Annotated in this window: 20 protein-coding genes and 1 tRNA gene; 9 read left to right on the top strand and 12 right to left on the bottom strand. The window is 71.4% G+C overall.

What is annotated here, in order from left to right; translation table 11 throughout:
* Positions 1-837 (top strand): MarP family serine protease (locus ABD205_RS05395; RefSeq protein ID WP_344043173.1); only part of this gene is annotated, 837 nt, incomplete at its 5' end.
* Positions 838-847: 10 nt separating this feature from the next.
* On the opposite strand, the gene ABD205_RS05390 is transcribed toward ABD205_RS05395, so the two are convergent.
* From ABD205_RS05390 to sp36, 4 genes are all read right to left on the bottom strand, one after another.
* Positions 848-1,570 (bottom strand): MBL fold metallo-hydrolase, encoded by a 723-nt coding sequence (locus ABD205_RS05390; protein ID WP_344044464.1) that lies wholly within the window; start codon positions 1,568-1,570, stop codon positions 848-850.
* 71 nt (positions 1,571-1,641) lie between these two features.
* Positions 1,642-2,334 carry an NUDIX hydrolase gene (locus tag ABD205_RS05385; protein WP_344043171.1) on the bottom strand — a complete coding sequence of 231 codons (693 nt, stop codon included), beginning with the start codon at positions 2,332-2,334 and terminating at the stop codon, positions 1,642-1,644.
* Positions 2,331-2,789, bottom strand: a complete 459-nt coding sequence (locus ABD205_RS05380; RefSeq protein WP_344043169.1) for a RidA family protein — start codon at positions 2,787-2,789, stop codon at positions 2,331-2,333. Before ABD205_RS05380 ends, ABD205_RS05385 begins: the two co-directional genes overlap by 4 nt.
* Positions 2,789-2,941, bottom strand: coding sequence for a Sp36 family protein (sp36, locus tag ABD205_RS05375; protein ID WP_344043167.1), 153 nt, complete (start codon positions 2,939-2,941; stop codon positions 2,789-2,791). Before sp36 ends, ABD205_RS05380 begins: the two co-directional genes overlap by 1 nt.
* A 43-nt stretch (positions 2,942-2,984) precedes the next feature.
* Here sp36 and ABD205_RS05370 point away from each other — a divergent pair, with 43 nt between their 5' ends.
* On the top strand, positions 2,985-3,812 hold the full coding sequence (locus tag ABD205_RS05370; protein ID WP_344043165.1) for a maleylpyruvate isomerase family mycothiol-dependent enzyme: 828 nt from the start codon (positions 2,985-2,987) through the stop codon (positions 3,810-3,812).
* Here ABD205_RS05370 and ABD205_RS05365 read toward each other — a convergent pair.
* The 3 genes from ABD205_RS05365 to ABD205_RS05355 all read right to left on the bottom strand — a co-directional run bounded on the left by ABD205_RS05365 (position 3,802) and on the right by ABD205_RS05355 (position 5,387).
* Positions 3,802-4,404, bottom strand: a complete 603-nt coding sequence (locus ABD205_RS05365; protein ID WP_344043163.1) for a YdeI/OmpD-associated family protein — start codon at positions 4,402-4,404, stop codon at positions 3,802-3,804. The two genes, ABD205_RS05370 and ABD205_RS05365, sit on opposite strands and share 11 nt — an antisense overlap.
* Before the next feature lie 63 nt (positions 4,405-4,467).
* Positions 4,468-4,608: a hypothetical protein gene (locus tag ABD205_RS05360; protein ID WP_344043161.1), complete on the bottom strand. Its 141-nt coding sequence runs from the start codon at positions 4,606-4,608 to the stop codon at positions 4,468-4,470.
* A gap of 113 nt (positions 4,609-4,721) precedes the next feature.
* Positions 4,722-5,387 carry a VOC family protein gene (locus ABD205_RS05355; RefSeq protein WP_344043159.1) on the bottom strand — a complete coding sequence of 222 codons (666 nt, stop codon included), beginning with the start codon at positions 5,385-5,387 and terminating at the stop codon, positions 4,722-4,724.
* Positions 5,388-5,436: 49 nt separating this feature from the next.
* Here ABD205_RS05355 and bagA point away from each other — a divergent pair, with 49 nt between their 5' ends.
* Together bagA and bagB are read left to right on the top strand one after the other, a co-directional pair.
* Positions 5,437-6,438, top strand: a complete 1,002-nt coding sequence (gene bagA / locus ABD205_RS05350) for an ATPase BagA (protein WP_344043157.1) — start codon at positions 5,437-5,439, stop codon at positions 6,436-6,438.
* Positions 6,435-7,586 (top strand): ArsA family ATPase, encoded by a 1,152-nt coding sequence (gene bagB, locus ABD205_RS05345; protein WP_344043155.1) that lies wholly within the window; start codon positions 6,435-6,437, stop codon positions 7,584-7,586. Before bagA ends, bagB begins: the two co-directional genes overlap by 4 nt.
* 75 nt (positions 7,587-7,661) lie before the next feature.
* Here bagB and ABD205_RS05340 read toward each other — a convergent pair whose 3' ends face one another.
* Positions 7,662-7,940, bottom strand: coding sequence for a WhiB family transcriptional regulator (locus ABD205_RS05340; RefSeq protein WP_344043153.1), 279 nt, complete (start codon positions 7,938-7,940; stop codon positions 7,662-7,664).
* A gap of 219 nt (positions 7,941-8,159) precedes the next feature.
* Here ABD205_RS05340 and ABD205_RS05335 point away from each other — a divergent pair, with 219 nt between their 5' ends.
* Positions 8,160-10,559 carry a penicillin-binding protein gene (locus tag ABD205_RS05335; protein ID WP_344043151.1) on the top strand — a complete coding sequence of 800 codons (2,400 nt, stop codon included), beginning with the start codon at positions 8,160-8,162 and terminating at the stop codon, positions 10,557-10,559.
* Between the two features lie 194 nt (positions 10,560-10,753).
* On the opposite strand, the gene ABD205_RS05330 is transcribed toward ABD205_RS05335, so the two are convergent.
* A complete protein-coding gene (locus ABD205_RS05330) occupies positions 10,754-11,221 on the bottom strand; it encodes a GatB/YqeY domain-containing protein (RefSeq protein WP_344043149.1) in 468 nt (155 codons plus the stop codon).
* Between the two features lie 17 nt (positions 11,222-11,238).
* On the opposite strand from ABD205_RS05330, the gene ABD205_RS05325 reads away from it, so the two are divergent.
* The 3 genes from ABD205_RS05325 to ABD205_RS05315 all read left to right on the top strand — a co-directional run bounded on the left by ABD205_RS05325 (position 11,239) and on the right by ABD205_RS05315 (position 13,751).
* Entirely contained in the window at positions 11,239-12,240 is a 1,002-nt protein-coding gene (locus ABD205_RS05325; RefSeq protein ID WP_344043147.1) for a metallophosphoesterase, read from the top strand.
* 54 nt (positions 12,241-12,294) lie between these two features.
* A tRNA-Pro gene (locus tag ABD205_RS05320) sits at positions 12,295-12,371 on the top strand.
* A 165-nt stretch (positions 12,372-12,536) separates the two neighbouring features.
* Complete coding sequence (locus ABD205_RS05315; protein WP_344043145.1) at positions 12,537-13,751, top strand: tyrosine-type recombinase/integrase; 1,215 nt, start codon at positions 12,537-12,539, stop codon at positions 13,749-13,751.
* 26 nt (positions 13,752-13,777) lie between these two features.
* Here the strand turns inward: ABD205_RS05315 and ABD205_RS05310 are convergent, their stop codons facing one another.
* A complete protein-coding gene (locus ABD205_RS05310) occupies positions 13,778-13,963 on the bottom strand; it encodes a helix-turn-helix domain-containing protein (RefSeq protein ID WP_344043143.1) in 186 nt (61 codons plus the stop codon).
* Between the two features lie 289 nt (positions 13,964-14,252).
* On the opposite strand from ABD205_RS05310, the gene mobF reads away from it, so the two are divergent.
* On the top strand, positions 14,253-17,888 hold the full coding sequence (gene mobF / locus ABD205_RS05305; RefSeq protein ID WP_344043141.1) for a MobF family relaxase: 3,636 nt from the start codon (positions 14,253-14,255) through the stop codon (positions 17,886-17,888).
* Between the two features lie 659 nt (positions 17,889-18,547).
* On the opposite strand, the gene ABD205_RS05300 is transcribed toward mobF, so the two are convergent.
* Both ABD205_RS05300 and ABD205_RS05295 read right to left on the bottom strand, forming a co-directional pair.
* On the bottom strand, positions 18,548-18,937 hold the full coding sequence (locus ABD205_RS05300; protein WP_344043139.1) for a hypothetical protein: 390 nt from the start codon (positions 18,935-18,937) through the stop codon (positions 18,548-18,550).
* A complete protein-coding gene (locus ABD205_RS05295) occupies positions 18,934-19,929 on the bottom strand; it encodes an SDR family oxidoreductase (RefSeq protein ID WP_344043137.1) in 996 nt (331 codons plus the stop codon). Before ABD205_RS05295 ends, ABD205_RS05300 begins: the two co-directional genes overlap by 4 nt.
* Positions 19,930-19,957 lie beyond the last annotated feature (28 nt).

The following is a 19,957-nucleotide window of genomic DNA, read 5'->3' as shown; positions in this document are numbered from 1 at the left end:
GCCTGGGCGCTGGGTGTCGCGATCTCCGGGTCGCGGATCTCCGGGCTGTCCAACGCCGTGCGCCAGTCGGCGGTGCTCGCGAAGGTCGACAGCGTGATGCCGGTCGGCGCGGGCGGCATCCTCGACCGCTTCAACACGGTCGTCGGCACCTCGTTCTTCCCGCGTTACCTCGAGCCTTTCGCACCGGAGCGGATCGTGCGGGTCGGGCCCGGGCCGGCGCGGCTGCGCTCGGACCCGGACGTCGTGCGAGCCGGCGCCAGCGTGTTCAAGGTCCACGGCACCAACTCCTGCGGGCGTGGCGTCGAGGGCAGCGGCTTCCTCTACGCACCCGGCTACCTGATGACCAACGCGCACGTGGTCGCCGGCGTCGACCACCCGACCGTGGAGGTCGGCGACGAGAACGTGTCGGGCAAGGTCGTGCTCTACGACCCGCAGGAGGACGTCGCCGTCATCGAGCTCGACAGCGGGGCCGCCGCGCCGCTGGCCTTCGACACCACCGCGGGCCCGCACGACGGAGTGGCCATCCTCGGCTATCCGCAGGACGGCCCGTTCGACGTGGAGCCCGGACGGATCCGCGCGGAGCAGCGGCTGCGCTCGCCCGACATCTACGGCAACGGCACGGTCATCCGCAGCGTCTTCTCGCTGCGCGGACTGATCCGCCCCGGCAACTCGGGTGGGCCGATCGTCGACTCCGCCGGTGACGTCGTCGGCGTCGTCTTCGCGGCCTCGGTGACCGACCGCGAGACCGGCTACGCCCTCACGGCCGACCAGGTGAACGAGCTCGCCGCCTCCGGTGTCGGCCGCACCGCCCGGGTGTCGACCGGCGGCTGCGCCTAGCCGGGTCGGGCTACCTGGCGGCCAGGTAGGCCAGCTGGGCGCGGACGGAGAGCTCTGCGGCGCCCCAGAGGACGGGGTCGACGTCGGCGTACACGATCTCGACGACGGCCCGCGGGTCCGCCGACCGGGCCGGGACGGCGAGCGACGCGAGCGCGGCCTCGACCTGCTCGAGCCGCTGACGCCGGTGGGAGATGTAGTGCTCGATCGCAGCCAGCGCGTCCCCGATCACCGGCCCGTGCCCGGGCCACACCGCCGACACGGAGTTCGCCTCGGCGAGGGCGTGGAGCCGGTCGAGCGAGTCGAGGTAGGCGCCGAGCTGCCCGTCGGGATGTGCCACGACGGTCGTGCCACGGCCGAGCACCGTGTCGCCGGTGAGGACGGCGCCGTCCGCCGGCACGTGGAACGACAGCGAGTCGCCGGTGTGACCCGGCGTGCCGACGACCCTGATCTCGAGCCCGTCGACCTCGACGACGTCGCCGTCCACGAGGCCTTCGGACCCGAGGCGGTACGCCGGGTCCAGAGCCCGTACGCCGGCCCCGACCCGCTCCGCGAACTCCCGCGCGGCCTCCGAGTGGTCACTGTGGTGATGCGTCAGGAGCACCACCGCGACGTCCCCGGCGGCGTCGGCGACCGCGTCCAGGTGCGCGAGCACCGATGGCCCGGGGTCGACCACGACCGAGCGACGTGCGCCCGGCTCGCGGAGCACCCAGGTGTTCGTGCCGTCGAGGGTCATGATCCCGGGGTTGGGGGCGAGCACACAGGTGCCGCGCTCCCCGAAGCTCCCGCCCGCCCAGCCCTGGGTCGTCACAGGTCGTCCCCGAACAGGGCCACCGCCCACTCGGGTGGCGTGAGGCGCTCACCCTCGAGTCGGGGCGTGAACATCGCGACGCTCGCCCTCCGGCCGACGTCGAGCACCTCGTCGACGGACCCGAAGGTGCCCAGCCGCCGCACGGAGTAGTACGTCGGCGGCAGCATGCTCCACTCCCCCGACTCGACCTTGGCCAGAGCCGCGGCGGCCGAGGTCCAGTGGACCGACGTCGACTCCGTCGACAGCTCCCGCGCCTCCTGCCCGTCGGGCAGCCGCGCGACGAAGAACCAGGTCCGGTAGCGGCGCGGCTCGAACTCGGGCGTCGTCCATGCGTCCCAGAGGCCGAGGTCGTCGAGGGTCAGCACGACCCCCGCCTCCTCCTCGACCTCGCGCAGGGCAGCGCCGACGACGGCCGCGGCGACGTCCGGTGGAGCGCCGAGGCGCGCCGGCCAGTCGGCCGGCAGCTCGGCACGGTCCGTGGGCTCGACGCCGCCGCCGGGGAACGCGAGCATCCCCCCGGCGAAGGCCATGCCCCGGTGGCGCACCATGACGTGCACCTCGGGCCCGTCGGGGCCGTCGCGCAGCAGCAGCACGGTCGCGGCGTCGCGGGGGACCGCGGGGACGCGCTCCCCCGCGGCGTACTCACGAGCCTTGGCCAGCAGCGCCGGCGGCAGCGGGACCTGCTTCACAGCTCGACGACGATCTCCACCTCGACCGGCGCGTCCAGCGGCAGCACCGGAGCGGCCACGGCCGAGCGGGCGTGGACGCCGGCGTCGCCGAACGCCTTGCCGAGCAGCTCGGAGGCACCGTTGGCGACGCCCGGCTGACCGGTGAAGTCGGGCGTCGACGCGACGAACGCGACGACCTTGACGACCCGCTTCACCAGCGACAGGTCGCCGATCTGCGACTTGACCGCGGCGATGGCGTTGAGCGCGCACTGCTGGGCGCACTCGTACGCCTGCTCCGCGGTGACCTCGGCGCCGACCTTGCCGGTCGCGATGAGTGCGCCGTTGCGCATCGGCAGCTGGCCGGACGTGTAGACGTAGTTGCCGGTCCGCACCGCCGGGACGTAGACGGCGACGGGCGCGGGGACTTCCGGCACCGTGAGGCCGAGCTCGGCCAGCGCCTCCTCCGGGGTCGTCATCACTGCACCGGTCGCTTGAAGTAGCCGACGAGGTTGCCGGAGCCGTTGTCCGTGATGGTCACGAGCTCCCAGCCGTCCTGGCCGAAGTTGTTGAGGATCTGCCCTGCCACATGGTTGAGGATCGGGGCGACCTGGTACTCCCACTTGGTCATGGCTCGCACCCTACTGCGCGGGTGCGTCGGTAGGGTCCGCCGCATGACCGACTCGACCCCGGACGCACTCCTGCTGGCCCGCTACGTCGACGCCTGGAGCGTGGCGACCGCGGCGTTCGCCGACCTCGCGGCATCGCTGTCGGGCGAGGACTGGGCGAGGCCGACCGACCTCCCGGGCTGGGACGTCAGGGCCGTGGTGTCGCACGTCGCGCACCTCGAGGGCGTCCTGGCGGGCGCCGAGCACGAGCACGCGGAGGTCGGCGACGCCGCGCACGTGCGCGGGCCGATGGGGCAGTTCACGGAGATCGGCGTCCTCACCCGCCGTGAGGCCCCACCCGCGGCGATCGTCGACGAGATCCGGCGCCACACCGCCGCGCGTCGTCAGGCGCTCGTGGCGGACCCGCCGACGGATCCGGCGGCACCGGCGCCCGGCGTCTTCGGGGCCATCGGCTGGGACACCGCCCGGCTGCTTCGCAACCGCCCGCTCGACGTCTGGATGCACGAGCAGGACGTACGCCGTGCGGTCGGCCGCCCCGGCGGCCTCGACTCCGCGGCCGCCGACCACTCGGTGAGCTACCTGCTGGAGAGCCTCGGCTACGTGCTGGCCAAGCGGGCTGCCGGGACGCCCGGCACGTCGGTCGTCGCCTTCGTCGAGGGCACTCCCCCGGCGGCGTACGCCGTGGGCGAGGACGGCCGCGGTCACCGGCTGGACGCTGTCCCGACCGGGCCGACCACCACGCTGCGGATGAGCCGGGAGACGTTCATCCGCCTCGCCGGCGGCCGCGGTGAGGTCGACCCCGCGGCCGTCGCGATCGAGGGCGACGTCGCGCTCGGCGAGCGGGTCGTCGCGAACCTCGCCATCACTCCGTGACGGGCGGGCGACGCTTCTGCGGGTAGATCGACTCGCCCCGCGCGAGCATCGCCACGAACTCCTCCACGCGCCGCGCGCGGGCTGCCTCGGTCTTGATCGCGGTCAGCCGGTGGTAGAGCGCGTAGCGGTTCTGCGACGTCAGCACGTCGAACATCGCCTGCGCCGCGGGGTTCACCGCCAGCGCGGCGACCAGGTCGGGAGGGGTCTGCGCGGTCGCCGGGCCGGCGTACGCCGCATCCCACCTGCCGTCCGCCTTCGCAGCCTCGACGGCGGCGAACCCGGCCGGGGTCATCCGGCCCTCACCCGTCAGCCGCTCGACGTGGCCGATGTTGATGAGCGACCAGCGGCTCTTCGGGCCGCGTGGCGTCCAGCGCTGGAAGGTCGTCTCATCGTCGCGACGCCGGGTCTGCCCGTCGATCCAACCGAAGCAGAGCGCCACGTCGAGCGCTCCGGCGTAGTCCAACGTCGTGACGGTGCCGCCCTTCCGCGTCATCACCAGCCACACCGCGGGCACCTCGGCATGGTTGTCCTCCAGCCACGCGCGCCACGCAGCGACGTCGGGCAACAGCAGCTCGATCCCGGACAGCACCACCTCGGACCGCCTCCTTCTCAGCGCGTTGGCGAGGAGTCCAGCATGGCGGAGACCACCGACATGTCAGCGCAGCGCGAATCCGACCACCAGCCCCAGCAGGATCAGGGCGACCACGGCCGACCAACCCCACCGCTCGCTGCGAGCGTTCATCCAGCCCGCGACCCACGCAAGCGGTATACCGAAGGCCGCTGCTTCGACCTCCAAGACTGACCCACCGGCCGCGACGGTGCCGACGAGAAGCGCAAGGACATACCCCGCCCACGGAGCCGGCCGTCGAAAGCAGCGCTGATCCTTCTGACGCGCCCGGCAGAAGAGCCTCAGCGAGCGAACGCGCAGAACTCGTTGCCCTCCGGGTCGGCCATCACCGTCCACGCGATCTCGTCGTCCTGCGCCCGCAGCACGCTGGCGCCGTCGCCGGTCAACAGCTCCAGGTCGTCGACCGCGACGTCCCAGTGGATCCGGTTCTTCACGGTCTTCGGCTCGGGCACCCGCTGGAAGACCAGCGCCTCGAACGGCGCGCCGGGGATCGACACCACCGCCGACCACTCGGCCTCGTGCTCGACGCGCGCGCCCAACGCGTCGGACCACCAGGTCGCGATCCGCTCCGGCTCGCGTGCGTCGACGACCACCTCGTAGAGCCGGTACGCCGGCACGACCTCGCGCTCGAAGACGCAGAGCTCCCCGCCCTCGGGGTCGCGGAGCACCTTCCACCGGAACGTGTCCAGGTCGAGCGGCGTCGCGCCGAGGGCGAGCACGTCGTCCACCGAGCCTGCCTGCACGTCGAGGTGCACGCGCTGCTTGACCGTCATCGGCTCCGGCACCTCGTTGACCCAGATCGCATGCTGCGCCGTGGCGCCCGTGAGCAGCAGGTCGCCGTCGTCGAGCGTCTTGGCCTCGAGCCCGAGCACGGCAGCCCAGAACGCGGCCGCCCGGGGTGCATCCGCGGCGTCGATGACGAGGTCCTTGAACGAGGCGAGCGCCATGCCCCACAACCTAGACGCCCGCACCGACGCTCTGGCTAGAGTCGCCCCCATGTCCTCCGACTGGCCGCACGTGCAGCTGCACGTGGTGACCGGCAAGGGCGGCACCGGCAAGTCGACCGTGGCGGCCGCCCTGGCGCTGGGTCTTGCCAGCCACGGCAAAAACGTCCTGCTCTGCGAGGTCGAGGGCCGCCAGGGCATCGCCCGGATGTTCGACGTCGACCCGCTGCCGTACGCCGAGACCCGCGTCGCCACGGGCCTCGCCCTCGGCGAGGTCCGTCCGGGCAGCGTCTACGCGCTGCACATCGACGCCGAGTCGGCGCTGCTCGAATACCTCGCGATGTACTACAAGCTCGGCCGAGCAGGGAAGGCCCTCGACCGCTTCGGCGTCGTCGAGTTCGCCACCACGATCGCACCGGGGGTGCGGGACGTGCTCCTCACCGGCAAGGTCTTCGAGGCGGTCCAGCGCAACAGCCGCAACAAGGGCGCCCGCCAGTACGACGCCGTGGTGCTCGACGCGCCGCCGACCGGCCGGATCACCCAGTTCCTCAACGTGAGCGACCAGGTCGCCGGACTGGCCAAGGTCGGCCCGATCAAGCACCAGGCCGACACGATGATGACCCTCTTCCGCTCCCCGCGTACGGCGGTCCACCTGGTCACGCTGCTCGAGGAGATGCCCGTGCAGGAGACCGCGGACGGCATCGCCGACCTGCGCCACGCCCGGCTCCCGGTCGGCGGCATCGTGGTCAACCTCGTGCGGCCCCAGGACCTCGACCCCGGGGAGCTGGCCGCCGCGCGGTCCGGTGAGCTCGACCGGGCCGCGATCGCGAAGGACCTCGACAGGGCCGGGGTGGCTGTCGCCGACGACCTCGTCGACGGGCTGCTCACCGAGGCGGCCGAGCACGCGGAGCGCCGCGCACTCGAGGACGCCCAGCGTCGCGTGGTGGCCGGACTGGACGTGCCGTCGTACGAGCTGCCCCGACTGGTCGGTGGCGTCGACCTGGGCCGCCTCTACGAGCTGGCCGAGCTGCTGAAGGAGCAGGGGCTGGCATGAGATCCGTCCCGAGAGTCGGCCCGCTCGCCGCATCCCCGACCACCGCTCCCGTCCTCGACGTCGACGGGCTCCTCGACGACCCGGAGACCCGGATCATCGTGTGCTGCGGCTCCGGCGGCGTCGGCAAGACGACCACGAGCGCGTCGCTGGCACTGCGGGCCGCGGAGCGCGGCCGCAAGGTGGTCGTGCTGACCATCGACCCGGCCCGGCGCCTCGCGCAGAGCATGGGGATCGACCAGCTCGACAACACCCCGCGCCCGGTGCAGGACGTGTCCGGCGGAAGCCTCGACGCGATGATGCTGGACATGAAGCGCACCTTCGACGAGGTCGTGCTGGCCCAGGCGAGCCCGGAGAAGGCGAAGCAGATCCTGGAGAACCCCTTCTACATCGCGCTGTCGAGCTCGTTCGCGGGCACGCAGGAGTACATGGCGATGGAGAAGCTGGGCCAGCTGCACCGCGAGGGCGGCTACGACCTCATCGTCGTCGACACCCCGCCGAGCCGCAGCGCGCTGGACTTCCTCGACGCCCCCGACCGGCTCTCGAGCTTCCTCGACGGACGCTTCATCCGGCTGATGCTGGCGCCGGCGCGCGGCCCGGCGAAGCTGATGACGGCCGGGTTCGGGATCATCACGAGCGCGCTCACCAAGATCCTCGGCGGCCAGGTGCTCACCGACATGCAGGCGTTCGTGGCGGCGCTCGACACGGTCTTCGGCGGCTTCCGGCAGCGGGCGCAGCAGACCTACGCCCTCCTGCAGGCGCACGGGACGGCGTTCCTCGTCGTCGCGGCGCCCGAGCCGGACGCGCTGCGCGAGGCGGCGTACTTCGTGGAGCGGCTGAGCGGCGACCGGATGCCCCTCGCGGGGCTGATCGTGAACCGGGCCACCACCGAGCCGCCCGGCGAGCTGTCGGCCGCGGGCGCGCTCGCCGCGGTCGAGCGGCTCCGCGCTGCCGACGACGACGGCCCGACGGCCGGCCTGCTCCGGCTGCACGCCGACCGGGCCCGGCTCGTCGAGCGCGAGCAGCAGCTGCGTGACCGGTTCTCGGCCGCGCACCCGAGGGTGCCGACGGCCGTCGTACCGGCTCTGGCGGGCGACGTGCACGACCTCGACGGACTGCGCGAGGTCGGCCGCCTGCTCGCAGGAGCCTGACGCTGGACTGGCCCTGGACTGACCCTGGAACGACGAAGGCCGCCGGACCCACAGGACCGGCGGCCTCAGCGTTGCTCAGACGTCCACGACTTCCTTCGTGCGTGCCGCCTCCAGCATCGAGCGCCACGAGGAGTTCGGCCGACGACGCAGCAGCGCACGCCGCTCACGCTCCGTCATACCGCCCCACACGCCCCACTCGATCTGGTTGTCGAGTGCCTCGGCCAGGCACTCGGTCTTCACCGGGCACCCGGCGCAGACCTGCTTGGCCTTGTTCTGCTCTGCTCCCCGAACGAAAAGCTGGTCCGGCTCCTGCGTCCGGCAGGCCGCCTTCGGGGCCCAATCCTCAACCCACATATGTGTCCCCAATGTCCCGAAAATCGGCCCCGCGGTCCCCACGACGACGACACCGACTTATCCCGTGTAGACAACGTAAAGCGGGTGCAACCGGGCGGGACAGACACATTCGACCCAAGTTCCATGGTCCGTTCTGACTAGTCCCCTCGGGTCATATCGGCGCGGGGGGCCATCGCGGCGACACGGCATCTGCTAGTGGGGTCCCGTAACCTAGGGCGCATGACGAGCCCCCGTACGGATCGCCTCCCGGCGTCGCGCCTGCTGCCCCACCTGGGCGTCATGCTGGCGGTCGCCGCCGTCCTCGGCGTCGTGGTGGCCGGGCTGGCGATCCCGTTCGCGGGCGTCGCCGGCATCGGCGCGCGCAACCTCTCGCGCAGCATGAACGACCTGCCCGCCACCCTGGAGACGGGCGACCTGTCGCAGCGCACGCGCATCGTGGACAGCCAGGGCAAGCTCATCACGACCCTGTACGACGAGAACCGGATCACCCGTCCGCTCAGCCAGATCTCGCGCAACATGACGCAGGCGCTGGTCTCGATCGAGGACTACCGCTTCTACCAGCACGGCGCGATCGACCTGAAGGGCACGCTCCGCGCGTTCGTCACCAACCAGGCCAACAGCGGCGTCGTGCAGGGCGGCTCGTCGATCACGCAGCAGCTGGTGAAGATGACGCTCGTCGCCCAGGCCAAGGCCTCCGGCGACGCGAACGCGATCAAGGCCGCCACCGAGGACTCCTACGCCCGCAAGATCAAGGAGCTGCGCTACGCGATCGCCATGGAGCAGACGCACTCCAAGGACTGGATCCTCGAGCGCTACCTCAACGCGGCCTACTTCGGCGACGGCTCGTACGGCGTCCAGGCGGCCGCGAAGCACTACTTCAACGTCAACGCCAACAAGCTGTCGCTGACCCAGGCCGCGACGCTGGCCGGCCTGGTGAAGAACCCGACGGGCTACGACCCGACGAACTCCCCCGACCGCGCGCTCGCCCGCCGCAATGTGGTCCTCGACCGCATGGAGCAGCTGCACGTGATCACCGCCAAGCAGGGCGAGGAAGCCAAGGCGTCGCCGCTCGGGCTCGACGTACAGCCCGCGCGCAACGGCTGCGTGAACTCGACCGCGCCGTTCTTCTGCGACTACGTGCTCAACTGGCTGCTCAAGAGCGGGCAGCTGCCCGGCAAGACCGACAAGGAGCGGATGGAGTTCCTGCAGTCGGGCGGCCTCACCATCAAGACCTCGCTGGACCTGCGCTACCAGAAGGCGGCCGACGACTCCGTCGCCGCGCACGTCGCGCCGACCGACCAGGCCATCGGGGCGCTCGCGATGGTCGAGCCCGGCACCGGTGCGGTGCGCGCGCTCGCGCAGTCGCGCCCGATGGGCCGCAACAAGAAGACGGGCCAGACCTACCTGAACTACGTCGTCCCGCAGGAGTACGGCGACTCGAACGGCTTCCAGGCCGGATCGACGTTCAAGCTGTTCGTGCTGGCCTCGGCGATCGAGTACAACGGCTTCCCGCTGCACCAGCAGATCAACTCGCCCGCGCAGAAGGACATCCCGGAGTCCAACTACAAGGGCTGCCCCGGTGACGGCAACCGCGTCGGCGTGTGGCAGGTCCACAACTCGACCACGAGCGGCCAGAAGGACGCCTACTCCGGCACGCGGGAGTCGGTGAACACCTTCTTCGCGCAGCTCGAGGAGGTCACCGGGCTGTGCAACCCCTACAAGATGGCGCAGTCGATGGGCCTCCAGCTCACCGACCCGAAGCACGAGCGCGTGCCGACCTTCACCCTCGGTGTGCCGAGCGTGAGCCCGCTGGAGATGGCCGGGGCGTACGCGACGGTCGCCGCGCGCGGCCTCCACTGCGACTCGCGGCCCGTCAGCGAGATCCTCGACTCCGCCGGCAAGCCGATCAAGAAGTACGGCAAGTCGTGCCAGCAGGTCATGGCCCAGGGCACCGCAGACGGCGTCAACGACATCTTGCGAGGTGTCCAGGAGCCGGGTGGGTTCGGTGGCGACGCCGGCCTCGGCCTGAGCGTTCCAAGCGCCGCGAAGACCGGAACCATCAACAACAACATGACCGTCTGGTACGACGGCTACACCCCGACCCTCGCGACCGCGGCGATGATCGCCGGCGCGAACTCGAAGGGTGAGTGGATCACGCTGAACGGCCAGCACCTCAAGGGCGGGTACGTCGTCACCGCGCACGGCTCGACCACGGCCGGCCCGATGTGGGGCGACGCCATGCACACGATCCAGCAGTGGCTGCCCAACGAGGACTTCGTCAAGCCCGACGCGAGCGTGATCAACGGCATCCAGGTCGGCGTCCCGTACGTCGCCGGCATGTCGATCAGCCACGCGAAGGACGTGCTGCGTGCGGCCGGGTTCAAGGTCACCGTCAGCGGCAAGGTGTACTCGAGCTACCCGACCGGCACGGTCGCCTACACCAACCCGTCGGGCAAGGCGGCCAAGGGCAGCCCGATCACGCTGTACCCCTCGGCCGGACCGCAGCCGCAGCCCAAGAAGAAGAAGAAGAGGCGGCACTCCGCCAGCCCCGCGGTGACATTCCCGGGCTTCAACTTCGGCAACGGGAACGGCAACGGCAGGGGCCACCACGGCCACTGACCCGCCCCGGTTCCGCCGAGACGTCAATCCCCACGGTCCGAGACGTCAATCCCTACGGTCCGAAGCGTCAATCGCTTTCGGTCACGACGACGGGATTGACGTCTCGGACCGTTTGGATTGACGTCTCGGACCGTTTGGATTGACGTCTCGGCGGGAGGGGGTCGGGCAGGAGGGGGTCGGGCGGGTGTGGTTGGTCAGGCGCCGAGCTGGCGCCGAACCTCCGCCGCGACGACACCGCCGTCGGCGCGGCCCTTGACCTGCGGCTGGACGACGCCCATCACCTTGCCCATGGCACGCATGCCCTCGCCGGCGGCGCCGACCTGAGTGATCGCGGCGGTGACCAGCTCGGCGACCTCGGCCTCGGACAGCTGTGCGGGCAGATAGTCGGCGATCACCGCCGCCTCGGCCTTCTCCTTCTCGGCGCTCTCCTGCCGACCGCCCTCGGCGAAAGCCGTCGCCGCCTCGCGCCGCTTCTTCGCCTCGCTGGTGAGGACGCCGATGACGTCGTCGTCGCTCAGCTCGCGGGCCTCCTTGCCGGCCACCTCGGCGTTCGTGATCGCGGTCAGCACCATCCGAAGCGTGGAGGAGCGCACCTCGTCGCGCGCCTTCATCGCGGTGGTGAGGTCGGCGCGGAGCTGCTCCTTGAGGGTCATGAGGGCCATTGTGGCAGCCTTGCCGCATGCGTCTCGCCGACCCCGAAACCGGATCCAGCCTCGGACGCGCGCTCGGACGTGCCGTCGGCACCACGGTCGCGGCCGGCGCGCTGGCCGGAGCCGGCCTGACGGCGTACGCCGCCTGGGAGGCGCGTCAGTACACGCTGCGCCGTGTCACCGTCCCCGTGCTGCCCGAGGGCGCACGACCGATGCGGGTCCTCCATCTCTCCGACCTGCACCTGGTGCCGAGCCAGCGGCGCAAGATCGAGTGGCTCTCCTGGCTCGCCCTCCTGAAGCCCGACCTCGTCGTCAACACCGGTGACAACCTCGCCCACCGCGACACGGTCCCCGTCCTCGCCGAGGCGCTCGGACCGCTGCTCGACGTGCCGGGCGTGTTCGTGCTCGGCTCGAACGACTACTTCGCACCGCAGCCCCGCAACCCCTTCCGCTACCTGCTGCCCGACGACGGCAAGCGGCACATCAACGTCCCGCAGCTGCCCTGGCGCGACCTGGTCGCCGCCTTCACGTCCGCCGGCTGGGTCGACCTGACGAACGCGCGCGCCTCGCTCAAGGTCGGCGACCTCACCGTGGCGTTCGCCGGCGTCGACGACCCGCATCTCTCCTACGACCGCCTGGGATCGATCGCGGGGCCGGCCGACCCCCGCGCAGACCTGCGGCTCGGCGTCGCCCACGCGCCGTACCTGCGGGTGCTGGACGCGTTCGCCCGCGACGGGTACGACGCCATCCTCGCCGGCCACACCCACGGCGGCCAGGTCTGCCTGCCCGGGGGTCGCGCGCTCACCACGAACTGCGACATCGAGCCGGCCCGTGCCCGCGGCCTGCACCGCCACCCGGCGGACGCCGCCCCGGGCGATCCCGGCGCGGCCTGGCTCCACGTGTCGGCCGGGCTCGGCACGTCGCCGTACGTCCGGATCCGCGTCGCCTGCCGCCCCGAGGCCACCCTTCTGACGCTGGTCGCGGCCCCACGGCTGCGGTCGTCGGGCGACGATGGTCCCGATTACAGGTGACACTGAGGGCTCCGGTATGCTCCCCTGCTTGTGAGCCCCCAGGGGCTCGCAACTCGGGGTGTGGCGCAGCTTGGTAGCGCGCTTCGTTCGGGACGAAGAGGCCGCAGGTTCAAATCCTGTCACCCCGACCAGATTCAGGCGTGGAGACCACCGGTTTCCACGCCTGAAGGCATTTGAGACTTGATCGGTGTACCAGAAACTCACCACATTGAGCCGGGTCGGGTCGGCTCAGCGACGTCGACGCCCGTGGCCACTCGTCGGCTGATCACGCCCTTTCGGGACGTGGAGGTGGGGCGTTGAGCAGGCCACGTACGCCGATCGGGACCTTCGGCGACATCTCGTTCCAGACCATGCCCAGCGGGCAGGTGCGGGCACGCGTGCGCTTCCGCGACGACGACGGGCAGCTGCGGCAGGTCACCGCGACCGGCACCAGCCGGCGCAAGGCCGAGACCACGCTCAAGTCGAAGCTGCTTGAGCGGCCCGAGCAGCTGCGCGGCACCGGAGAGCTGACCCCCGACACACCCTTCCCCAAGCTCGCGGAGATCTGGCTGGCCGAGCTCGACGCCGAGGGGCACCTCTCCACGAGCACCCGGCAGCTGTACGAGCGCGACCTGGCCACGATCGTGCTGCCCGCCTTCGAGCACTACACGCTGCGCGAGATCTCGATCAGCAAGGTCGACCGCTTCCTCAAGGCCCAGGCCACGCTCAGCTACTCGCGGGCCAAGCACGCGAAGCTGGTCCTCAGCCTGTGTCTGGGACTGGCGCTGCGGTGGGAGGCGATCGCGCGCAACCCGGTTGCCGGCACGACCCGACTGCGCAAGCCGCCCACCGCCGCCACGTCGCTCACTGCGGCGCAGGTCGAGGCGATCCGCCGCGCGGCGCGCGGCTGGCGGCGCAGCGGTGGACTCGTTGGGCCGAAGCCGGACGGGCAGTTGGAGGCGATCATCGAGGTGATGCTCGGGACGTCGGCGCGGATCGGGGAGGCACTGGCCATCCGCAAGTGCGACGTCGATGTCACCAGCACGCCCGCGACGGTGCGGATCTGCGGCACGGTGGTCTCGCCGAAGGGAATGGCGACCTATCGGCAGGACCATCCCAAGACCTCGAGGTCGAGCCGGACGGTGGCCGTTCCCAGCTTCACCGCGCAGGTGCTGCGGCTGCGACTGGCGGCGCTGGCCGATGAGGATCCGGAGCACCTCATCTTCCACAGCCGCAACCACACGCCGTTGACCACGGCCAACGTACGGCGCCGGCTGCGGGCGATCCTGGCCGAGGCCGGCATCACCGGCGTCACGCCGCACTCCTTCCGGCGCACCGTCGCCACGGTGATCGACCGGGCCAGCGGCGCCGACCTCGCCGCGGAGATGCTCGGCCACACGTCCTCGCGGATCACGAAGCTGCACTACATCGAGCCGAACGAGCGAGTGAACCCGCTGACCGCCCAGATCCTGGAGTCGCTGGCTCCGCAGGGAACCGCGGACCAAACAGCCGACGAACCAGGGACCGACTGACAGGTCGCGCCTGCTGTCGTCGCCGGCTACGCCTGGGTGCCGTCGAGCATCCGCTGCAGCGACTCGACCCGGATCCGCAGGGTCTTGGTGCCGATCCTGATGGCTTCCAGATGCCCGCTGTCGACGTAGCGCCGAACGGTGCGCGTCGATACCGACAACATGGTGGCGGCCTGCGCGAGCGAGACCACCCGGGGTGTGACAGCGACCGTCATCCGAGCCTCCTGGAGAAGTAGCGGCCATGCGCCGCCACCCCCTCAGGGCCTCGGCCGGCGACGAGTGGCCACCGCCGCGGGTCCGTACCCCCGGTCCTCCACCCGGCCTCACCCCCGGGTCCCCTCCGCGCACATTCCGCTCCCTCGACCCGCGCCCCCCTCTCACCACCCCACCCTCCACCGCGCCGTCCCGTCGCCTCCCCACCCCCTACTTCCTTCACCACACACCTCTTCCATCGCCCCGTCCGGCGTGGCCACTCGACATGCCGGTGGGCCCTGAGGGGATGTGATGACACTGCGGAAGCTGTCGGCCGGAACCGGGTATGAGTACCTGACTCGGCAGGTCGCCGCGGACGACAACGAGCTCGGGCGCACCCGGCTCGGCGACTACTACGCAGCCAAGGGCGAGTCGCCTGGCCGGTGGATCGGATCGGGCGTGGCCGGCCTGGCCGGGGTCGAGCCCGGCGACCTGGTCTCGGCCGAGCAGATGCGCAACCTGTTCGGCACCGGTTGCCATCCGGTCACCGGCACGGCACTCGGGGCGGCCTACCGCGTCTTCGGACACGATGGCGTCGACGGCTTCAACGTCGAGGTCACCCGTCGGGTCGACGCGCTCAACCGCACGGTCGGCCGGCCGGCGAAGGCAGCAGCACCCCTTGTCGAGGTGGCTCGGATCCGAACCGAGCTCGCCCGCGAGCGCTTCGTGGCGGAGCACGGCCGCGAGCCGGTCAGCGTGCGCGAACTGGCGGGGGCCCTTGCCCGCTACTCCCGCCCCCAGCAGACCGCGGTCGCCGGATTCGACCTGACCTTCAGCCCGGTGAAGTCGGTCTCCGCGCTGTGGGCGGTCGCCCCGCCCGCGGTGGCCACAGCCATCGAGCAAGCCCACCACGCCGCCGTGGCGGACGCGCTGGCCTTCATCGAGGACCGGGCACTGTTCACCCGCGAGGGCCGCAACGGCGCCCGACAGGTCGAGACGCGCGGGCTGATCGCGACCACATTCACGCACCGCGACTCCCGAGCCGGGGATCCGGACCTGCACACCCACGTCGCGGTCGCGAACAAGGTCCAGACCCGCGATGGCCGGTGGCTCGCGATCTACGGCCGGATCCTGCACCAGTACGCCGTCGCCGCCTCCGAGACCTACAACACCATGCTGGAGCGGCACCTGGTCCAACGACTCGGCGTGCGGTTCGCCGAGCGACCCGGCGCCTCGGATGACAAGCGGCCCGTGCGCGAGATCGTCGGCGTCTCCCCCGACCTGTGCGCGGCATGGTCACAGCGGCGCGAGGACATCGTGACGCGCCAGCGGCGCCTGGCGGCGGCGTTCACCCGCGCCCACGGGCGGCCACCGACCCCGGTGGAGTCGGTCGCGCTGGCACAGCAGGCGAACCTCGAGACCCGGCAGGCCAAGCACTCGCCCCGGTCAGAGGCCGAGCAGCGCGCCACGTGGCAGCGCGAGGCGAACGGCTTGCTCGGCACACCCGAAGCCGTCTCGGCGATGGTTCGCGACGCGTTCGAGCCGGCGGCAACCGAGCAGCCCGCGCCAACCGCCGCGTGGATCGAGCAGACGGCGCGACGTGTGATCGGCGAACTCGAGGCTCGCCGCGCCACCTGGCAGCGCTGGCACATCATCGCCGAGGCCCAACGGCAGATCCGCGATGTCGCGGTCCCCGCTGCACTCGTGGGCAGCGTCGTCGAACAGGTGGTCGGCGAAGCCTCCCGGTGGATTGTCGATCTCACACCTGAGCTTGACCCGCTCGCCGAGCCGGTCCCCCTGTGCCGCTCGGACGGGACCAGCGTGTATCGCCACAGCAGCCACGAGCACTACTCCAGCCGGCGGATCCTCGACGCCGAGCACCGCACCATCGAGGCGGCCGGCCGCGACGGAGGAGTCGCACTGACGGCGGACGACATCGACCTCGCGATGCTGGAGGCGGCTGTGGAAGGCATCGGCCTCAACGCGGGCCAGGTCAGGCTGGTTCACCGACTAGCGACAAGCGGCCGGCAGGTCGAGGTGGCGCTGGCTCCGGCCGGGACCGGCAAGACGACGGCGATGCGCGTCCTCTGCGAGGCCTGGCGCCAGACCGGACGAGAGGTCGTCGGTCTGGCTCCCTCGGCCGCGGCCGCGGCAGCGCTGGCCGAGGCGACAGGGATGCGCTGCGAGACCCTCGCCAAGCTCACCCACGATCTGGCCTGCGGCTCACCCACGGCGCTCACCTCGGCGATCGTCGCCGGGACCCTGGTCATGGTCGACGAAGCGGGCATGGCCGACACCCCGACGCTGGACCACGTCATCAGTCACGCACTCGGGTGCGGCGCCTCCGTGCGCCTGATCGGCGATGACCGCCAGCTCGCCGCCATCGGAGCCGGCGGCGTCCTGCGCGACATCGCCCGGCAGCACGGCGCCGTACGGCTCGATGAGGCGGTCCGGTTCGACGACCCTGTCGAGGCCGAGGCGACAATGGCGCTGCGCGACGGGGACTTGTCCGCGCTCGGGTTCTACCTGGACAACGGCCGGATCCACGTGGGCGATGTCGAGAGCAGCGTGAGCGGGGTCTTCGACGCGTGGCGACTCGAGCGCGCCGCAGGACGGGACTGCCTCATGCTGGCTCCGACCCGAGATCTGGTCGCCGACCTCAACGCGCGAGCGCGGACCGCTCGGTGTGCGGGCATCCCGGCAACGAACGAGGTCGGCTTGGCCGACGGCAATCGGGCCAGCCTCGGCGATGTCGTGATCACTCGGCGCAACGATCGGCGGCTCAGCCTGGGCGGGACCGACTGGGTGAAGAACGGCGACCGCTGGCAGGTCACCGGCGTCGTCGGTAGCTCTCTCGCCGTGCGGCACCTGACCAGTGGCCTCTCGACGTCCCTACCGGCCGACTACGTCCTCAGGCATGTCGAGCTCGGATACGCCTCGACCGTGCACACCGCACAGGGCGTGACCAGCGACGTCGTACACGGACTGGTGACGGGCACCGAGGACCGCCCGCTGCTCTACACCATGCTGACGCGGGGCCGGGCCGAGAACCACCTCCACCTCATCAGCGACGCCGAGGCGGCCGGAGAGCCTGATCAGTTCGTCCTGCCAGGCGTGGTCGAGCAGCTGACGGCTGCCGAGGCATTGCGGCGGGTGCTGGCCCGCGACGGCGTAGCGACCTCCGCCTCGACAGTGGCCGCCGATGCCCGACGGCCGGAGGCGCTTCTCCACGACGCGGTGACACGGTATGACGACGCCGTCATGCTGGCCGCTCGACGGTGCTGTGGGCCCTCCGCCGACGACGAGCTCGATGCGGCGGCTGGAACCGGGCCACTGCCGTGGCTGCCGGGTATCCCACCCAGCGTTGTCGAGCAACCGCAGTGGTCGGACTACCTCGACGCACGTGCACGCCGTGTCACCGACCTGGCGAGGCGGGTCGCCGAGGCCTCCGCCGAGGCGGAACCGGTCTGGGCTGCTCGGAATCACGACATCCTCACCCCTCGACTGCTTGCAGACCTCGCGGTGTGGAGAGCGGCCACCGGCGTCGCCGACGACGATGTCCGTCTCCTGGGTGCGCTTGGCGACGGCACCACACCGGCCGGCCGCCACGGACGCGACCTGGCCCAGCAGGTCGGGGAGCGGCACACCGATGTCGTCCGCGCCTGGGAGACCCGAATCATCGCCTTCATCGGGCGTCGCGACGAGTCCACCAACGACCTGGCGGTGACTCTCGACAGCCTCCAGCGAAGGGGCCACGATGTCGGCCGACTCCTGCGGAGAGCCCTCGCTCGCGGGCCGCTGCCCGAGGAGCACACCAGCGCTGCACTCGACTACCGTCTCCGCGCTGAGATCCGCCGCGCTGCTCGCCCTCTGCGAAAGGTCACTACGCCCGTCGAGCCGCCCCCGGTGCCGAGCCGCCGTGCGTCGCGCCCCGAACTTGGGATTTGACCTCGGCGTCCTTGAGCTCGGTTCGATACGTCCGGGTCGAGACCTCGACGGGCGCCGCTTGAGGATCTGCCGAAGCGCTCGCCGGAAGGTCGCTCCGCCGCCGACGCGCCGTTGAGAAGTGGCACTGCTCGCTAGTTGTTCCAGGGGAAGTCGGCGGCGGTGTTCTGGTAGTTGTCGGTCATCGTTGGATCTTCGCGGAAGCCTAGGCTGACCTGCGCAAACGCCTCAATGACGGTCGTCGGTGGCGTTGGACACCATTGGGCTGGACCGAACTTCTTGCGGACTGGTTGCGGACTGCCCGGGTCCGCCTAGATGTTGAGGGTCGATCCCGAGCGCGTCGGGGAGGCTGACCGCCGCGAAACCCCAGCCCCGGAGGCCAACAGGGCACTGGAGGAGAAGGAGGCCTCGGTGTGCGTGCGCGACCCAGGCTTCGAGACCGACGTGTACGTAACAGCCGACATCGGAGCGTTCGACGACGTGTACCTCGGCCGGCGCACCCTGTCCGCAGCCAGGTTCGCCGGCCTCATCGAGATCACCGGCAACCGGATCCTGGTGCGGGCGTTTCCGCGCTGGTTCGCGTGGTCGGACCGCATGGACGCGCTCTTCGCTCCCTGGTCGGCACCGCACGATCCCCCGCGCGGCCGCGCATTCTTTGTCTATCAGGCCGCCGCCTCTGCCGCCGACTTGTCGCGGGACTGCCGGCGGGACGGCCGTCGGGCGGCCCGCCCGTCGAGAAGCGCGAGCGTGGCGGCCACCGCGCCGCTGAGCAGCGCCGCCGGGGCTATCGGCGGCAGCAGCACCGCGACCGGCAGCATCGAGGCGGCGTGGGCGCCGTCGACCGCGGCGTCCGCGACGAGCGCGCGGCGTCGCCAGGAGGTGGCCGTCAGCGCGGCGCTGGTGAGCCCCTGGACGGCGTACCGGATCCCGAGCGCCCTGGTGACCAGCACGAGACCTTCGGTCGGAGGCAGCCCGAGCACCCGGGCCGGAAGGTCCGGTCGCATCGTTAGCGGCACCCCCACAGCGAGGCGCACGGCGTCGGTCGCCCTCATGACCGGCGCCGGATCATCAGCGCCGCGGCCGCGACGGCGCCGGCAGCAGCGAGCACGCCGTGGTGCTGCGATGCCCAGACCTGCGGGCTGCGGGCGTGGGACTTCTCGTCGAAGTCGCCGTGCGCGCCGAAGTCCCGGTCAACGTCGGCCGGCTTCCACAGATTCGCCGGCTGGCCCGGAGGCCGCGGTTGGTCGGTCTGCTGCGACTTGAACCCGGTGCGGGCCAGGTAGCGGTCGAGCAGACCTGGGGCCACGGCGTTGACGAGCAGCGTGGCCGCGGTCGTCTCGCCGACCCAGTACTCCCGCCGTTTCGGGTGGTCGGCGGCGTACACGACGGCATCGGCGGCCACCTCGGGCTGGTAGATCGGCGGCACCGGCTGCGCGTGGTGGGGCAGCCGCGAGAGCACCCAGTCGAACTGCGGCGTGTTGACCGCGGGCATCTGCACCATCGTCACGTGGACGTTGCTGCGCTCGTGCAGCAGCTCGCATCGCAGGGACTCGTGCCAGCCCTGCAGGGCGTGCTTGGCGCCGCAGTACGCCGATTGCAGCGGGATGCCGCGGTAAGCGAGCGTCGAGCCGACCTGGACGATCGCGCCACGGTCGCGCGGGAGCATCCGCTTCAGCGCCGAGCGGGTGGCGTTGACGTAGCCCAGGTAGGTCACCTCGGTGACCCGCTTGAACTCCTCCGCTTCGATCTCGGTGAACGGGGCGAACACGGAGGTGAAGGCGACGTTGACCCAGACGTCGATCGGACCCAGCTCGTCCTCCACCCGCTGCGCCGCGGCCTCGACCGCGTCGGCGTCGGCGGTGTCGACCGACACCGCCAACGCCCGCGACCCGGCCGCCTCGACCTCCTTGGCTGCCGCCTCGAGACCGGCCTCGCCGCGGGCGAGCAGGGCGAGGTGGTCACCTCTCCGGGCGAACGCCCGTGCCGACGCCCTACCGATCCCCCCGCTCGCGCCGGTGACCACCACTACTCGCGGACTGCTCATCGTGCTCCCTTCTCTCATCGCTGTTGCT

Origin of the sequence: Nocardioides panacihumi (assembly GCF_039530925.1) — a bacterium.
Classification (GTDB): Bacteria; Actinomycetota; Actinomycetes; order Propionibacteriales; family Nocardioidaceae; genus Nocardioides; species Nocardioides panacihumi.
Note: the sequence above shows the minus strand (reverse complement) of the source record. Positions and strands in the feature narration are given on the sequence as shown.

Bases quoted from the DNA above. Each gene is read 5' to 3' on its own strand.
- ABD205_RS05300 (WP_344043139.1), bottom strand. From the start codon at position 18,937: ATGAGGGCGACCGACGCCGTGCGCCTCGCTGTGGGGGTGCCGCTAACG.
- ABD205_RS05335 (WP_344043151.1), top strand. From the start codon at position 8,160: ATGACGAGCCCCCGTACGGATCGCCTCCCGGCGTCGCGCCTGCTGCCC.
- ABD205_RS05355 (WP_344043159.1), bottom strand. From the start codon at position 5,387: ATGGCGCTCGCCTCGTTCAAGGACCTCGTCATCGACGCCGCGGATGCA.
- ABD205_RS05325 (WP_344043147.1), top strand. From the start codon at position 11,239: ATGCGTCTCGCCGACCCCGAAACCGGATCCAGCCTCGGACGCGCGCTC.
- mobF (WP_344043141.1), top strand. From the start codon at position 14,253: ATGACACTGCGGAAGCTGTCGGCCGGAACCGGGTATGAGTACCTGACT.
- ABD205_RS05340 (WP_344043153.1), bottom strand. From the start codon at position 7,940: ATGTGGGTTGAGGATTGGGCCCCGAAGGCGGCCTGCCGGACGCAGGAG.
- bagB (WP_344043155.1), top strand. From the start codon at position 6,435: ATGAGATCCGTCCCGAGAGTCGGCCCGCTCGCCGCATCCCCGACCACC.
- bagA (WP_344043157.1), top strand. From the start codon at position 5,437: ATGTCCTCCGACTGGCCGCACGTGCAGCTGCACGTGGTGACCGGCAAG.
- ABD205_RS05380 (WP_344043169.1), bottom strand. From the start codon at position 2,789: ATGACGACCCCGGAGGAGGCGCTGGCCGAGCTCGGCCTCACGGTGCCG.
- ABD205_RS05370 (WP_344043165.1), top strand. From the start codon at position 2,985: ATGACCGACTCGACCCCGGACGCACTCCTGCTGGCCCGCTACGTCGAC.
- ABD205_RS05310 (WP_344043143.1), bottom strand. From the start codon at position 13,963: ATGACGGTCGCTGTCACACCCCGGGTGGTCTCGCTCGCGCAGGCCGCC.
- sp36 (WP_344043167.1), bottom strand. From the start codon at position 2,941: ATGACCAAGTGGGAGTACCAGGTCGCCCCGATCCTCAACCATGTGGCA.
- ABD205_RS05330 (WP_344043149.1), bottom strand. From the start codon at position 11,221: ATGGCCCTCATGACCCTCAAGGAGCAGCTCCGCGCCGACCTCACCACC.
- ABD205_RS05295 (WP_344043137.1), bottom strand. From the start codon at position 19,929: ATGAGCAGTCCGCGAGTAGTGGTGGTCACCGGCGCGAGCGGGGGGATC.
- ABD205_RS05390 (WP_344044464.1), bottom strand. From the start codon at position 1,570: ATGACCCTCGACGGCACGAACACCTGGGTGCTCCGCGAGCCGGGCGCA.